Below are 14621 nucleotides of genomic sequence, written 5' to 3'. Positions count from 1 at the left end.
CTTCACTTGGCTAGTTGAGGGGCCGCTGTCAATAGCGGTCTGCGCGCATTTGACGGGCGCGTGACGCGGTGTTGCCTATGTGATACCTGCCGCGGCGCGAGAGGACACAATCTTGGCCCATTCTGACACCCCGACCCCGCTGGAATCGCGCGCGTGCGGCCCCCTGGCCGGCACGGTCCGCGTTCCCGGCGACAAATCGATTTCCCACCGTGCCCTGATCCTGGGGGCGCTTTCGGTCGGCGAGACCCGCATTTCCGGCCTCCTGGAGGGCGAGGACGTCCTCAATACCGCCAAATCCATGCGCGCGCTGGGCGCCAAAGTGGAGCGGACGGCGCCGTTCGCCTGGACGGTCTCCGGCGTCGGGGTCGGCGGCTTCGCACAGCCCGCCGCGCCGCTCGATTTCGGCAACTCCGGCACCGGCTGCCGGCTGGTGATGGGCGCGGTGGCCGGCTGCCCGATCGCCGCCATTTTCGACGGCGACGCCTCGCTGCGCTCGCGGCCGATGCGCCGCATCCTCGACCCGCTGGAGCTGATGGGCGCCCGAACCAGCGACATAAGGGAGGGCGGCCGGCTGCCGCTCACCCTGCAGGGCGCCCGCTATCCGGTGCCGATCGTCTACAAGACGCCGGTCGCCTCGGCTCAGATCAAGTCCGCGGTGCTGCTGGCGGGGCTCTCCGCCCCCGGTATCACTACGGTGATCGAGCAGGAGGCGAGCCGCGACCACACCGAGCTGATGTTGAAGCATTTCGGCGCCGAGATCTCCTCCGACCAGGAAGGCAGCCACGGCCGCCGGATCTCGCTGCACGGCGAGCCCGAGCTGCACGGCGCCAACGTCGTAGTGCCCGCCGATCCGTCCTCCGCGTCATTCCCGATCGTGGCCGCACTGATCGTCGCAGGTTCCGATGTCGTGTTCTCCGACGTGATGACCAATCCGCTGCGCACCGGCCTGTTCACCACGCTGCGCGAGATGGGCGCCTCGATCGAGGAGAGCGAGGTGCGCGGTGATGCCGGCGAGCCGATGGCGCAACTGCGGGTGCGTGCCTCGAAGCTGAAGGGCGTCGAGGTGCCGCCGGAGCGCGCGCCGTCGATGATCGACGAATATCTGGTGCTGGCGGTCGCGGCCGCCTTCGCCGAGGGCACCACGATCATGCGCGGCCTGCAGGAGCTGCGCGTCAAGGAATCCGATCGCCTTGAAGCAACCGCCGACATGCTGCGGGTCAACGGCGTCAAGGTCGAGGTGTCCGGCGACGATCTGATCGTCGAGGGCCACGGCCATGTTCCAGGCGGTGGCCTCGTTGCCACGCATATGGATCACCGCATCGCGATGTCGGCGCTGGTGATGGGCTGCGCCTCCGATCGGCCGGTGAAGATCGACGATACCGCCTTCATCGCCACCAGTTTTCCGGATTTCATCCCGATGATGCGCGCGCTCGGAGCTGATTTCGCATGATCATCGCCATCGACGGACCCGCCGCCTCGGGCAAGGGCACGCTCGGCAAGCGACTCGCCCACCACTACGGCTATCGTCATCTCGACACCGGCGTGATCTACCGCGCGGTGGCCTATGCGATGATGCAGGCCGGCGCCGAGCTCAGCAACGAGGTGCTGGCCGTGGCCGCGGCGCTCGAGCTCGACCCCGAAAAGTTCGGCAATCCGATCTTGAAGACCCAGAAGGTCGGCGATGCCGCCTCCGTGGTGTCGGCGATTCCGCAGGTTCGCGAGGTCCTGGTGAATTTTCAGCGCCAGTTCGCCGCCGATCCGCCCGGTGCAGTGCTGGACGGACGCGACATCGGCACCGTGATCTGCCCGGATGCCGACGTGAAGATCTTCGTGGTCGCCGACCCCCGCGTGCGGGCGCGGCGGCGCACGCTGGAGGCGCGCGCCCGCGGCGAGGACGCCGACGAAGAGGCGGTGCTCGCCGACATCCTCAAGCGCGACGAGCGGGACAAGAACCGGGCGATCGCGCCCCTGCGGCCGGCTCCGGACGCCCACACGCTGGACAATTCGAACCTCGACATCGAGGCCGGCGTGCGTGCCGCCATCGCCATCGTCGAGGCCGCGCGCGCCAGGCGCTAGAATCGCGGGCCGTCGCGGCGCTTTCGGCCCGAAAACCCAGCAAAATGGGGCATTTCCTGCTTGCCGAAAGTCGCATGCAGGGCTATATCAGCGCCGTTCGGAGCAGCATCGACGATGTCGAGGCCGTGTCTGAGCGGGCCGGCGATGGGTTTGAGTCAACCTCAAACGAAACCAACGCCGCATCTGGAGGAACGCCCGCTCCCAGGTCTTGCAGTCGATATTTTCGTTTCAGGTTCCGGATCAATCATACGTACCGAACGTGCAGTCTTGCTGCCGGCCCGCTGTTGCACCTCCTGCAATGAGCGGTCGTCAGGGTTTGCGGAACCCCGACACTTCACGCACGGTGCGCCGATCAACCCGAACGGCCGGCAAGATCCCGCATCTGGAGAACAAATGGTTTCGAATTCTGCGTCTTCCTATACTCCCACCCGCGACGACTTCGCGGCGATGCTTGATGAGTCCTTTGCCGGCGGCAATTTGCAGGAAAGCTCGGTCATCAAGGGCAAGGTGGTTGCAATTGAGAAGGACATGGCCGTCATCGACGTCGGCCTGAAGACCGAAGGTCGCGTTGCGCTGCGCGAATTCGCCGGCCCCGGCCGTGAAAGCGATCTCAAGGTCGGTGACGAAGTCGAGGTGTTCCTCGACCGTATCGAGAATGCGCTCGGCGAGGCTGTGCTGTCGCGCGACAAGGCGCGCCGCGAGGAAAGCTGGGGCAAGCTCGAGAAGGCGTTCCAGAACAACGAAAAGGTCAACGGCGTCATCTTCAACCAGGTCAAGGGCGGCTTCACGGTCGACCTCGACGGTGCGGTGGCCTTCCTGCCGCGCTCGCAGGTCGACATTCGTCCGATCCGCGACGTTGCGCCGCTGATGAACAATTCGCAGCCGTTCCAGATCCTCAAGATGGACCGCCGCCGCGGCAACATCGTGGTGTCGCGCCGCACGGTACTCGAAGAGACCCGCGCCGAGCAGCGCCAGGAGCTGGTGCAGAACCTCGAAGAGGGTCAGGTGATCGACGGCGTGGTCAAGAACATCACCGATTACGGTGCGTTCGTTGATCTCGGCGGTATCGACGGCCTGCTGCACGTGACCGATATCGCCTGGCGCCGCGTCAATCACCCGACCGAGGTGCTGACCATCGGCCAGACCGTGAAGGTCAAGATCATCAAGATCAACCACGAGACGCACCGCATCTCGCTCGGCATGAAGCAACTGCTGGATGATCCGTGGCAGGGCATCGAGGGCAAGTACCCGCTGGGTGCCCGCTTCACCGGCCGCGTCACCAACATCACCGACTACGGCGCGTTCGTCGAGCTCGAGCCGGGCATCGAAGGTCTGATCCACGTCTCCGAGATGTCGTGGACCAAGAAGAACATGCACCCCGGCAAGATCGTTTCGACCTCGCAGGAAGTCGAAGTGCAGGTGCTGGAAGTGGATTCGGTCAAGCGCCGTATCTCGCTCGGCCTCAAGCAGACCATGCGCAATCCCTGGGAAGTCTTCGTCGAGAAGTTCCCGGTCGGTTCGGTGGTCGAGGGCGAGGTCAAGAACAAGACCGAGTTCGGTCTGTTCCTGGGTCTCGAGGGCGATGTCGACGGCATGGTCCACCTCTCCGACCTCGACTGGAAGCTTCCGGGCGAGCAGGTCATCGACAACTTCAAGAAGGGCGACATGGTCAAGGCCGTGGTGCTCGATGTCGATGTCGAGAAGGAGCGGATCTCGCTCGGCGTCAAGCAGCTCGAAGGCGACCCCTTCGCCGAGCCGGGCGACGTCAAGAAGGGCGCGGTCGTGACCTGCGAAGTGCTCGAAGTGAAGGAGAGCGGCATCGAGGTCCGGATTTCGGGCACCGAGTTCACCACCTTCATCAAGCGGTCCGAGCTGGCCCGCGATCGCAACGACCAGCGCGCCGAGCGCTTCGCCGTCGGCGAGAAGGTCGATGCCCGCGTCATCCAGTTCGACAAGAAGGCCCGCAAGGTGCAGGTCTCGATCAAGGCGCTGGAAGTCGCCGAAGAGAAGGAGGCCATCGCGCAGTACGGCTCCTCCGATTCGGGTGCGACGCTTGGCGACATCCTCGGCACCGCGCTGAAGAACCGCGGCACCGACAAGTAAGCGTTCGCGTGATTTGAGCGAACAATCGGGGCCCCGGCGCAAGCCGGGGCCCCTTTTGTGTATCTTGCCGCGTAGCCCGGATGGAGCGAAGCGATCCGGGACTTTCAATCCGCGCTGCTGAAGCCTCCCGGACTACGCTTCGCTTCATCCGGGCTACCGATTTCTCTTCCCCTTCCCCCTGAAAGGGGGAAGGTCGGGATGGGGGTCAGCCACAGGCGATGCTGCTCATGGAGAGAGCTGATCCCATCCCCACCCGCTTTGCTCTGGCGAGCAAAGCGACCTCCCTTTTCAAGGGGAGGTTAAGGCGCGACCGGGATGAAGGGCACGTGCACGCGGGCTACGAGTGTCTCCGAATACCGGGCCTTGTTTTCTTCATATTGCGTCGCAATTGATGTATTTGGCTAAGCTGATAGTGACGCTGCGACTGCAAAACGCGCGGATTGCGCGCTGACCATTTCTGGAGAGATCCGATGTCGCTGGATTCAGACGTGATCGTCGATCGTCGCCGCATCAGGCGCAAACTGACGTTCTGGCGCGTCGCCGCCGCGGTCATTGCGATCGCGGCCATTGTCGGCGTGGGCGTGATCGCCGCCGGCGGGCGCGGCGGCTTCTCGACATCGAACACGATCGCGCGGGTCAATATCGACGGACTGATCCGTAGCGACCAGGATCGCGTCGAGGCGCTGGAGCGGCTCGGCAAGTCGAGCTATGCGGCTGTTGTCGTGCACATCAATTCGCCTGGCGGCACCACTGCGGGCTCCGAGCAGCTTTACGACTCGCTGATGCAGCTGAAGGCGAAGAAGCCGCTTGTCGTCGTGGTCGAGGGATTGGCCGCCTCGGGCGGCTACATCACGGCGATCGCCTCCGATCATATCGTCGCCCAGCAGACCTCGCTGGTCGGCTCGATCGGCGTTCTCTTCCAGTATCCGAACGTTTCGGAATTGCTCAAGACTGTCGGCGTGAAAATGGAGGAGATCAAATCTTCCCCGCTGAAGGCCGCGCCCAACGGCTTCGAACCCACCAGCCCGGAGGCCCGCGCCGCGATCGACGGTCTCGTCAAGGACTCCTATGCATGGTTCCGTGGATTGGTGAAGCAACGGCGCGGCATGGACGATGACCTGCTGGAGAAGGTCGCGGACGGTCGCGTCTTCACCGGCCGGCAGGCGGTCGATCTCAAGCTGGTCGATCAGCTGGGGGACGAGAAGACCGCGATCGCCTGGCTGGTTGCCGAGAAGAAGGTCAAAAGCGACCTGCCGGTGCGCAATTACAAGCTTAATCCGCGGTTCGGCGACCTGACCTTCCTGCGTACGGCGGCGTCCGTGACGCTCGATGCGTTCGGTCTTGGCGCGATCGCGCGGCGGATCGAGCAGGGCGGCGTGGCCGAGGCAGTCGACCGGTTCGGGCTGGACGGCATGCTGGCGCTGTGGAGCCCGGCCGGAACCAACTGATCGGCTGCCAAAGGCGTGCTCATCAGGCTATTCCCGCTTTGCGGGAATCGCCGCATGCCCCAATTGGGCTATTTGTCACGTGATTTCACGGCGCCCTAAATCGATTTAGCGTCTTGACAGTGCACGGCATTTTCACGGAAATGGGTTTCCGCAAGAGCCCGGATCCCACTTTCGATGATCAAATCCGAACTTGTTCAGCGCATCGCCGAGCACAACCCGCACCTCTATCAGCGGGATGTCGAGAACATTGTGAATGCGATTCTCGATGAAATCGTCGCGGCGCTGGCACGTGGCGACCGTGTCGAGCTGCGCGGTTTTGGCGCATTCTCGGTGAAGCACCGCCCGGCGCGCGCCGGCCGCAATCCACGCACCGGCGAGCATGTGCCGGTCGACCAGAAGAGCGTGCCGTTCTTCAAGACCGGCAAGGAAATGCGCGAGCGTCTCAACCGCGACGTGACCGAGGCGGGCGCTGCCAAGGTCGATGCGCCCAAGGCTGATGCTTAAGGCCGACGCCTAAGGCGCGACGTCAGGCGTTGCCGTGCTGCGGGCGATATGCCCGCACTTTCTCCATCGCTGCGAGAGATGGTCATGCGAAAGTTCTTCACGGCAGTGGTCGTCATTCCGCTTGGACTGATCTTCATCATTTTTGCAGTCGCCAACCGTCACTGGGTGACGGTGTCGTTCGATCCCTTCAATTCGGTGACCCCGACGGTTGCAGTCACACTGCCGCTGTTCGTCGTTATTATCGCCTCCGCGATCCTGGGCGTGATCGCGGGCGGCATCGGAACCTGGTTCAAGCAAGGGCGCTGGCGCCGCGCGGCCCGGCAGCACGAGGCCGACGCCCGCCATGTCCGCGCCGAGCTCGCCGAGCTCAGGGCCGCCGCCTCCCGGGACGACGCGCAGCGCCGTCCGGCCCCGGCCCTATCAGGTTTTTACGGGGCCGCCGGGCGAGACAAGCTGGGCGCGACGTTGTAGAACCCGCCCCGTCGCACCGGGGACCGCCCCCGGTTCCGGCCGCCCGAAAACCCGTTTTGAGACCCGTTTCGAGACCATGCCCCTGCTCGTCAAAATCTGCGGCCTGTCCACGCGCGAGACGCTCGACGTCGCGCTTGAGGGCGGCGCCGACATGGTGGGGTTCGTATTCTTTCCGCCGTCGCCGCGTCACATCGGCCTCGAGACCGCGCGCGAGCTCGGCAGCCGCGCCAAGGGCCGCGCCGTCAAGGTCGCCCTGACCGTCGATGCCGACGATGCGACCCTGGAAAACATCGTCGAGACGCTGCGGCCGGATATCCTGCAATTGCACGGCAAGGAGACCACGGCGCGGCTGCGCGACATCAAGGCGAAGTTCGGCCTGCCGCTGATGAAGGCGCTGCCGGTCGAGACGTCAGCCGACCTTGCGCCGCTGCCGGGTTATGCCGGCGTCGCCGATCGCATCCTGTTCGATGCCCGCGCGCCGAAGGATGCCACGCGGCCGGGTGGCCTCGGCGCGCCCTTCGATTGGCACGTGCTGGAAAATCTCGATCTTGCGCTGCCCTACATGGTCTCCGGCGGGCTCAACGCCGACAACGTCACTGAAGCTGTCCGCGTCACGGGCGCCGGCGGCGTCGATGTCTCGTCGGGCGTCGAGCGCACGCCCGGCGTCAAGGATCCCGAATTGATCCGCGCCTTCATCCGCGCCGCGCGCGCAACCCAGCCTTCTTCACCTCTCCCCGTGAACGGGGAGAGGTCGGCCGCGCAACGCGCGGGCGGGTGAGGGGGCTTGCAACGATGATCGAGCGAGCGGAGAAACCCCTCACCCCAGCCCTCTCCCCGCAAGAGCGGGGCGAGGGAGCGGAAACAGCGCCGCAAGCCGGCAAGAAGAACTGATGGTTCGATGAATCCAAACCTGCCCAATTCCTTCCGCAGCGGTCCCGACGAGCGCGGGCATTTCGGCATTTTCGGCGGACGCTTCGTCGCGGAAACGCTGATGCCGCTGATCCTCGATCTCGAAAAAGCCTATGCCGACGCCAAGGCCGATCCGGCGTTCCAGGCCGAGATGAACGTCTATCTGAAGGACTATGTCGGCCGGCCCTCGCCGCTCTATTTCGCCGAACGGCTCACCGAGCATCTCGGCGGCGCCAAGATCTATCTGAAGCGCGAGGAGCTCAACCACACCGGTTCGCACAAGGTCAACAATGTGCTCGGCCAGATCATGGTCGCGCGCCGCATGGGCAAGAAGCGCATCATCGCCGAGACCGGCGCCGGCCAGCATGGCGTGGCGACGGCGACGCTGTGCGCGCGGTTCGGGCTCGAATGCGTGGTCTATATGGGCGCGGTCGACGTCGAGCGGCAGCAGCCGAACGTGATCCGCATGGAGATGCTGGGCGCCAAGGTCGTCCCGGTGCAGTCGGGCGCGCGCACGCTGAAGGACGCGATGAACGACGCGCTGCGCGATTGGGTTACCAACGTGCACAACACCTTCTATTGCATCGGGACGGTGGCGGGTCCGCACCCCTATCCGATGATGGTGCGCGATTTCCAGTCGATCATCGGCCACGAGACGCGCAAGCAGATGCAGGAGGCCGAGGGCCGCCTCCCGGATTCGCTGATCGCGTGCATCGGCGGCGGCTCCAATGCGATGGGTCTGTTCCATCCGTTCCTCGACGATCCCTTGATCGAGATCTTCGGCGTCGAGGCTGCCGGTCACGGACTGACGCAGCTGCATGCCGCTTCGCTCGCCGGCGGGCGTCCCGGCGTACTGCACGGCAACCGCACCTATCTCTTGATGGACGCCGACGGCCAGATTGAGGAAGCGCATTCGATCTCGGCGGGCCTCGACTATCCCGGCATCGGCCCGGAGCACGCCTGGCTGCACGAGACCGGCCGCGTGAAGTACCTCTCGGCGACCGACGAGGAGGCGCTGGCCGCATTCCAGCTGCTGTCGCGGCTCGAGGGCATCATCCCCGCGCTGGAATCGGCGCACGCCATCGCGAAACTGTCCGAGCTCGCACCGCAGCGGCCCAGGGATCACCTGATGGTGGTCAACCTCTCGGGCCGCGGCGACAAGGACGTGCCGCAGGTCGGCGACATCTTGAAGGGCAGGAAGAAGTGACCACCCGTATCGACGCACGTTTCGCCGAGCTGAAGCAGCAGGGCCGCTCCGCCTTCGTCACCTTCGTGATGGCCGGCGATCCCGACGCCAAGACCTCGCTCGACATCCTCAAGGCGCTGCCGAAGGCCGGCGCCGACGTCATCGAGATCGGCATGCCCTTCACCGACCCGATGGCCGATGGCCCGTCGATCCAGGCCGCCGGGCTGCGCGCGCTGAAGGGCGGCATGACGCTGCGCAAGACGCTGGCGATGGTCCGCGACTTCCGCAAGGAGGACAACGCCACGCCGATCGTGCTGATGGGCTACTACAATCCGATCTACATCTACGGCGTCGACAGCTTCCTGGCCGATGCCAAGGCCGCCGGCGTCGACGGCCTGATCATCGTCGACCTGCCGCCGGAGGAAGATACCGAGCTCTGCATCCCCGCGATGAAGGCCGGGCTGAACTTCATCCGGCTGGCGACGCCGACCACCGACGACAAGCGGCTGCCGGCGGTGCTCGCCAACACCTCGGGCTTTGTCTATTACGTCTCGATCACCGGCATCACCGGCGCCGCGACGGCCGATTCGAAGGTGGTCGCGGAAGCCGTGGCCCGCATCAAGCGGCACACCAAGCTGCCGGTCTGCGTCGGCTTCGGCATCCGCACCCCGGAGACGGCGCGCGCGATCGCCGAGAACGCCAACGGCGCGGTGGTCGGCACCGCGATCGTCGATGTGGTGCGTGCCAATCTCGATGCCGAGGGCCGCGCGACGCCGAAGACCGTGAGCGCGGTGGCGGACCTGGTGTCGGCGCTGGCGCAGGGGGTCCGGGGCGCCAAACAGGCCGCTGAATAAGCCACATTTTGCGGCAACAAGGCCGCCGATGGCGGCTTGCCGGGCTCGCCCGGCCCGCCATATATCCAGCTGGTGCGGAACCGATCCGCATTTCGGAGCGAACCATGAATTGGCTCACCAACGTCGTCCGGCCGAAGATCCGCAACATCCTGCGGCGCGAGACGCCGGAGAACCTCTGGATCAAGTGCCCGGATTCCGGGCAGCTCGTGTTCTATAAGGACGTCGAGGCCAACCAGTTCGTGATCCCCGGCTCGAATTACCACATGCGCATGGGCGCGGTGGCGCGACTGAAGTCGATCTTCGACAACGAGACCTGGTTCGACGTCGCGCTGCCCGAGGTGACGGCGGATCCGCTAAAATTCCGCGACGAGCGCAAATATGTCGACCGCATCAAGGATGCCCGCACCAAGACCGGGCTGAACGACGCGATCAAGGTCGGCTACGGCAAGCTCGAGGGCGCCGGCGTCGTGGTCGCGGTGCAGGATTTCGATTTCATGGGCGGCTCGCTCGGCATGGCCGCCGGTGAAGCCATGGTGCGCGGGCTCGAGCTCGCGGTCGAGAAGAAGTCGCCCTTCATCGTGTTCGCCGCATCCGGCGGCGCGCGGATGCAGGAAGGCATCTTGTCGCTGATGCAGATGCCGCGCACCACCGTCGGCGTGCAGATGCTGCGCGAGGCGCGCCAGCCCTACATCGTGGTGCTGACCAATCCGACCACCGGCGGCGTCACCGCGTCCTATGCGATGCTCGGCGACATCCAGATCGCCGAGCCCGGTGCGCTGATCGGCTTTGCCGGCGCGCGCGTGATCGAGCAGACCATCCGCGAGAAGCTGCCGGACGGCTTTCAGCGCGCCGAATATCTGCGCGAGCACGGCATGGTCGACATGGTCGTGCACCGCCACGAGATGAAGGCCACGCTGGCGCGGCTGTGCCGCCTGCTGACCAAGGCGCCGGCGCTCGAATCCGCATCGAAGCCCACGGCACCGGTCATCGAGCCGGCCCAGATCGTCACGGCGCCGGAGACGGTGCCGGCTGCGCCGCACGCGTGACCGCAAGCGCCGTCCCATCGCAAGCCTCGTTCGAGGCGTTGATCGCGCGGATATCGGCGCTGCATCCCAAGCGCATCGATCTCAGCCTCGATCGCATGCGCGGCCTGGTGGAGCGGCTCGATCATCCCGAGCGCAAGCTGCCGCCGGTGATCCATGTCGCCGGCACCAACGGCAAGGGCTCGACCATCGCCTATCTGCGCGCAATCCTCGAGGCATCGGGCCTGCGCGTGCACGTCTTCACCTCGCCCTATCTGGTGCGGATCAACGAATGCTACCGGCTGGGCGCTGTCGGCGGCGGCAAGCTCGTCGGTGACGACGAGCTGCGCGCGACGTTCGAGCACTGCGAGCGCATCAACGCCGGCAATCCCATCACCATCTTCGAGATGGAAACGGCGGTGGCGTTCTGCCTGTTCGCCAAGCATCCTGCCGACGTCGCATTGCTCGAGGTCGGGCTCGGCGGCCGGCTCGATTCGACCAATGTGGTCGAAGCGCCGCTCGCCTCGGTGATCGCGCCGGTGAGCATGGATCACATGGAATTCCTCGGCGACAATCTGACGGCAATCGCCGGCGAGAAGGCCGCAATCATCAAGCGCAAGGTGCCGGTGATCTCGGCCGAGCAGGCGCCGGATGCGATGGCCGTGATCGAGGCGCAGGCGAACCGCATGCGCGCGCCGCTGCACGCTGCCGGCCAGCAATGGCATGTCGGCGTCGAGCGGGGCCGGCTGGTCTATCAGGACGAGCGCGGCCTGCTGGATCTCGCCGCGCCAAAACTGTTCGGCCGGCACCAGTTCGACAATGCTGGCCTTGCGATTGCGACGCTGCGCGCGATCGACGCATTCAAGCTCAACATCGCGGCCTTTGAAGCCGGCATCGTCAATGCGGAATGGCCGGCGCGAATGCAGCGGCTGGTTTCCGGCGCGCTGGTCGGCCAGGGGCCGCAGGGCTCCGAGGTTTGGCTCGACGGCGGGCACAATGCCGAGGGCGGCCGCGTCGCGGCCGCGGCGCTCGGCGATCTCGAGGAGCGCGTGTCGCGGCCGCTGGTCGTGATCGCAGGCATGATGGCCAACAAGGATGCCAACGCATTCCTCGCCAATTTCGCCGGACTGACCCGCCACATCATCGCGGTCCCGGTGCCCGGCCGCGACAACGGCATGGCGCCGGACAGACTAGCCGATGCCGCGCGGGCGCTCGGCATGCGGGTCGAGATCGCTGATGGCGTCGCCGCCGCCTTGCGGCGGCTCGCCGCGCTGGCCTACGAGGTGCCGCCGCGCATCCTGATCACGGGCTCGCTGTATCTTGCCGGTCCCGTGCTTGCGGCCAACGGCACGCCTCCTGCATAACGTCTGTGTTGTAGCCCGGATGCAGCGAAGCGAAATCCGGGAAGCTCGACCGCGGACACAGGGCCCCGGATTACGCTTCGCTCCATCCGGGCTCGGTTTGCGTGAACCTGCGCTCAGGAAACGTTGCGCCTAAGGATGAAACACCATGCGTTTTGCCGCGATCGCCGACGTCCACGGCAACCATCTCGCGCTCGAAGCCGTGCTGTCGGACATCCGCGCGCAGGGCATTTCCGACATCGTCGACCTCGGCGACATGGTGAGCGGGCCGCTCGACGCCCGGCCCACCATCGATACGCTGATGGCGCTCGATGCGGTCCATCTGCTCGGCAATCATGATCGCTACCTGATCGACCGCCCGCATGAGAAAATGGGTTCCTGGGAGCGGCTGACCTATACCCAGCTCGAGCCGCGGCATCTCGACTGGCTGCGCACGCTGCCGGCGAATTCGATCTATCGCGACGAGGTTTTCCTCTGTCACGCAACGCCCCAGGATGACGAGACCTACTGGCTCGAGACGGTGCTGCCGGGCGGCGAAGTCTGCATGTCCTCGCTGGAAGCGATCGAGGCGAGAGCGGCGGGCGTGCCGCAATCGCTGATCCTCTGTGCACACACGCACACTGCGCGCGCCGTGCGGCTTCGCGACGGCCGGCTGATCGTCAATCCCGGCAGCGTCGGCTCGCCCGGCTATCGCGCCGGCAAGCCGCATCCGCATGTCGTGGAGGCCGGTTCGCCCGATGCGCGCTATGCGATCCTCGAGCGGATCGATGGTGGCTGGGACGTAACCTTCCGCCACATCCCCTACGACCACGCGGCAATGGCGGCGCTGGCGCGCCAGCACGGCCAGGCCGAACTCGCCTCGGCGCTGGCGACGGGATGGATACGCTGACTTGCCTAAAGCATGATCCGGAAAAGTGCGAAGCGGTTTTCCCAAAAGATCATGCTCAAACAAAGAGCTAAGGCGCGATGACGATTCAACCTAATCTCATCGCGCTTTAATGGATGTGTGCCTCATCCGAGACGCCGACATGCTCGCGATAGACCATCTCCCAGCCCTTCCAGCCGGTGAACAGCAGGATCAGGACCACGATGAACGATAGCGCGAGACCGGTCGGCACGATGGCGGAGGTGCCGTGCTCGAAGCGCGAATACCAGTTGTACAGCTCGATCAGCACCGCGATGACATTGCCGCCGGCATGCTGCCACGCATCGGAAAGGTTGCGGACCTGATCGTCTCCGAGGAGATCGATCACGCCGGCGACGGCGGCGAGCCCGGCCATGATCAGGCCGATACCAAGCAGCCAGAGTGAGGCGCTGGCCCAGAAGTCAGTGCCCGTCTTCCAGAATGCGAGATCGGCAACGAAGGTCAAAACAAAGCATACGACCGGAAACGGAATAAGCATCGGATGGATAGGATGTCCCGCGACCTGCGCGGTTGATCTGGGGTTCGACATGGATCCCTCCTGAGGGCCATTTGATCCCTCAACATGGACCGCCTGTCCGGGTTCCTATTTCGCTGCAGCGCACCAGCAGTGCCGTTACCCCCGCAACAGCTTCATCGGATCGGCCGCCTTCTGCTTCAGTTGCTCGAACGAGCATTGCTTCGGCGCCTTGTCTGGACGCCAGCGCAGGATCGAGGTGCCGTGGCGGAAACGATCGCCACTGAAATGGTCGTAGCAGACCTCGATCACGAGCTTCGGCTTCAGCGGACACCATTGTGCCGAGCGCTCGGTCGACCATCGGCTCGGACCGCCCGGCGCATTCCCGGTGAAGCCGGGCTTGGCGATCAACGGCTCGAGGCGGTCGGTGAGCGCCGGCTTGTCCTGTTGCCTGATCGCCGAGGTGAAGCCGACATGATGCAACAAGCCGTCGTCGTCATAGAGGCCGAGCAGCAGCGAGCCGACCACGTTGCGGCCGCCGGTCCTGTTGGTGGCGTAGCGAAAGCCGCCGACCACACAGTCGGCGCTCCCAAACCTCTTGATCTTCTGCATGCCGTCGCGATTGCCGGCTTGATAGGGCAGGTCCAGGCGCTTGGCGATCACGCCGTCGAAGCCGCCGCCGGATCGCGCCAGCCATTTCCTCGCAAGCGCGTAGCTTGTCGTCGCCGGGGACAGCCGAAAGCTGGAATTGGACTTCAGTTGCGACCTGGCGATCGCCTCGAGCTGCGGTCGTCGTTCGCTCAAGGGCTGACCGGAAAGCTTCGTCCTGGCTGGCGCGGCCAAGAGATCGAACGCCAGAAACAAGGCCGGCGTTTCCTGTGCGAGCCGCGTCACCCGGCTGGCGGCAGGATGGATGCGCTGCAGGAGATCGTCAAAGGAGAACGTTCGGCCGTGCGGCACCACGATCTCGCCGTCGAGCACGAACGATCTGGCTTTCACGTTCAGCGCCGCGGCGACCAGCTCCGGGAAATAGCGGGCGAGGTCTTCGCCGGATTTCGAGCGCAGGTCGACTTTGTGGCCCTCGCGTTTCAGCAGGCAGCGGAAGCCGTCCCATTTGGGTTCGTACTGCCACTCCTTGCCGCGCGGGATGGCATCGACCGAGCGCGCTTCCATCGCGACGAGCGGCGTGGACCTGGAAGCGGGCTTTTGACGCGGGGAGGGCAAGTGCGGGGACCTTCAAACGCAACACACACGGTCCCAACGCAAACGGCCGGCGAATCCGCCGGCCGTGCACGAATTTATTAATCA

Annotated in this window: 14 protein-coding genes; 12 read left to right on the top strand and 2 right to left on the bottom strand. The window is 65.3% G+C overall.

What is annotated here, in order from left to right; genetic code table 11:
• Positions 1-112 precede the first annotated feature (112 nt).
• The 12 genes from aroA (at position 113) to ACVWY5_RS38475 (ending at position 12823) form a co-directional block, all read left to right on the top strand.
• Positions 113-1450, top strand: a complete 1338-nt coding sequence (gene aroA, locus ACVWY5_RS38530; RefSeq protein ID WP_028337538.1) for a 3-phosphoshikimate 1-carboxyvinyltransferase — start codon at positions 113-115, stop codon at positions 1448-1450.
• Positions 1447-2076: a (d)CMP kinase gene (gene cmk, locus ACVWY5_RS38525; protein ID WP_018269281.1), complete on the top strand. Its 630-nt coding sequence runs from the start codon at positions 1447-1449 to the stop codon at positions 2074-2076. Before aroA ends, cmk begins: the two co-directional genes overlap by 4 nt.
• 393 nt (positions 2077-2469) lie before the next feature.
• Positions 2470-4179, top strand: coding sequence for a 30S ribosomal protein S1 (gene rpsA / locus ACVWY5_RS38520; protein WP_028337539.1), 1710 nt, complete (start codon positions 2470-2472; stop codon positions 4177-4179).
• A 470-nt stretch (positions 4180-4649) separates the two neighbouring features.
• Positions 4650-5627, top strand: coding sequence for a signal peptide peptidase SppA (sppA, locus tag ACVWY5_RS38515; RefSeq protein WP_028337540.1), 978 nt, complete (start codon positions 4650-4652; stop codon positions 5625-5627).
• A gap of 174 nt (positions 5628-5801) precedes the next feature.
• Positions 5802-6131 (top strand): integration host factor subunit beta, encoded by a 330-nt coding sequence (locus ACVWY5_RS38510; protein ID WP_016847379.1) that lies wholly within the window; start codon positions 5802-5804, stop codon positions 6129-6131.
• 84 nt (positions 6132-6215) lie between these two features.
• A complete protein-coding gene (locus tag ACVWY5_RS38505) occupies positions 6216-6602 on the top strand; it encodes a lipopolysaccharide assembly protein LapA domain-containing protein (RefSeq protein ID WP_028337541.1) in 387 nt (128 codons plus the stop codon).
• 76 nt (positions 6603-6678) lie between these two features.
• Positions 6679-7380, top strand: a complete 702-nt coding sequence (locus ACVWY5_RS38500; protein ID WP_028337542.1) for a phosphoribosylanthranilate isomerase — start codon at positions 6679-6681, stop codon at positions 7378-7380.
• Positions 7381-7500: 120 nt separating this feature from the next.
• On the top strand, positions 7501-8718 hold the full coding sequence (trpB, locus tag ACVWY5_RS38495) for a tryptophan synthase subunit beta (protein ID WP_028337543.1): 1218 nt from the start codon (positions 7501-7503) through the stop codon (positions 8716-8718).
• Entirely contained in the window at positions 8715-9551 is an 837-nt protein-coding gene (gene trpA, locus ACVWY5_RS38490; RefSeq protein WP_028337544.1) for a tryptophan synthase subunit alpha, read from the top strand. Before trpB ends, trpA begins: the two co-directional genes overlap by 4 nt.
• A 104-nt stretch (positions 9552-9655) precedes the next feature.
• On the top strand, positions 9656-10597 hold the full coding sequence (gene accD, locus ACVWY5_RS38485; RefSeq protein ID WP_028337545.1) for an acetyl-CoA carboxylase, carboxyltransferase subunit beta: 942 nt from the start codon (positions 9656-9658) through the stop codon (positions 10595-10597).
• Positions 10598-10692: 95 nt separating this feature from the next.
• Entirely contained in the window at positions 10693-11937 is a 1245-nt protein-coding gene (locus tag ACVWY5_RS38480) for a bifunctional folylpolyglutamate synthase/dihydrofolate synthase (RefSeq protein WP_283090705.1), read from the top strand.
• Positions 11938-12082: 145 nt separating this feature from the next.
• Entirely contained in the window at positions 12083-12823 is a 741-nt protein-coding gene (locus ACVWY5_RS38475; protein WP_028337547.1) for a metallophosphoesterase family protein, read from the top strand.
• Positions 12824-12929: 106 nt separating this feature from the next.
• Here ACVWY5_RS38475 and ACVWY5_RS38470 read toward each other — a convergent pair whose 3' ends face one another.
• Positions 12930-13388, bottom strand: coding sequence for a DUF2231 domain-containing protein (locus ACVWY5_RS38470; RefSeq protein WP_028337548.1), 459 nt, complete (start codon positions 13386-13388; stop codon positions 12930-12932).
• Positions 13389-13472: 84 nt separating this feature from the next.
• Positions 13473-14537, bottom strand: a complete 1065-nt coding sequence (locus tag ACVWY5_RS38465) for an ATP-dependent DNA ligase (protein ID WP_321177134.1) — start codon at positions 14535-14537, stop codon at positions 13473-13475.
• Positions 14538-14621: the final 84 nt, after the last annotated feature.

It is taken from the genome of Bradyrhizobium sp. USDA 3256, assembly GCF_054058275.1.
The sequence above is the reverse complement of the archived record's forward strand: the minus strand, read 5'-3'. Positions and strand labels throughout refer to the sequence as shown.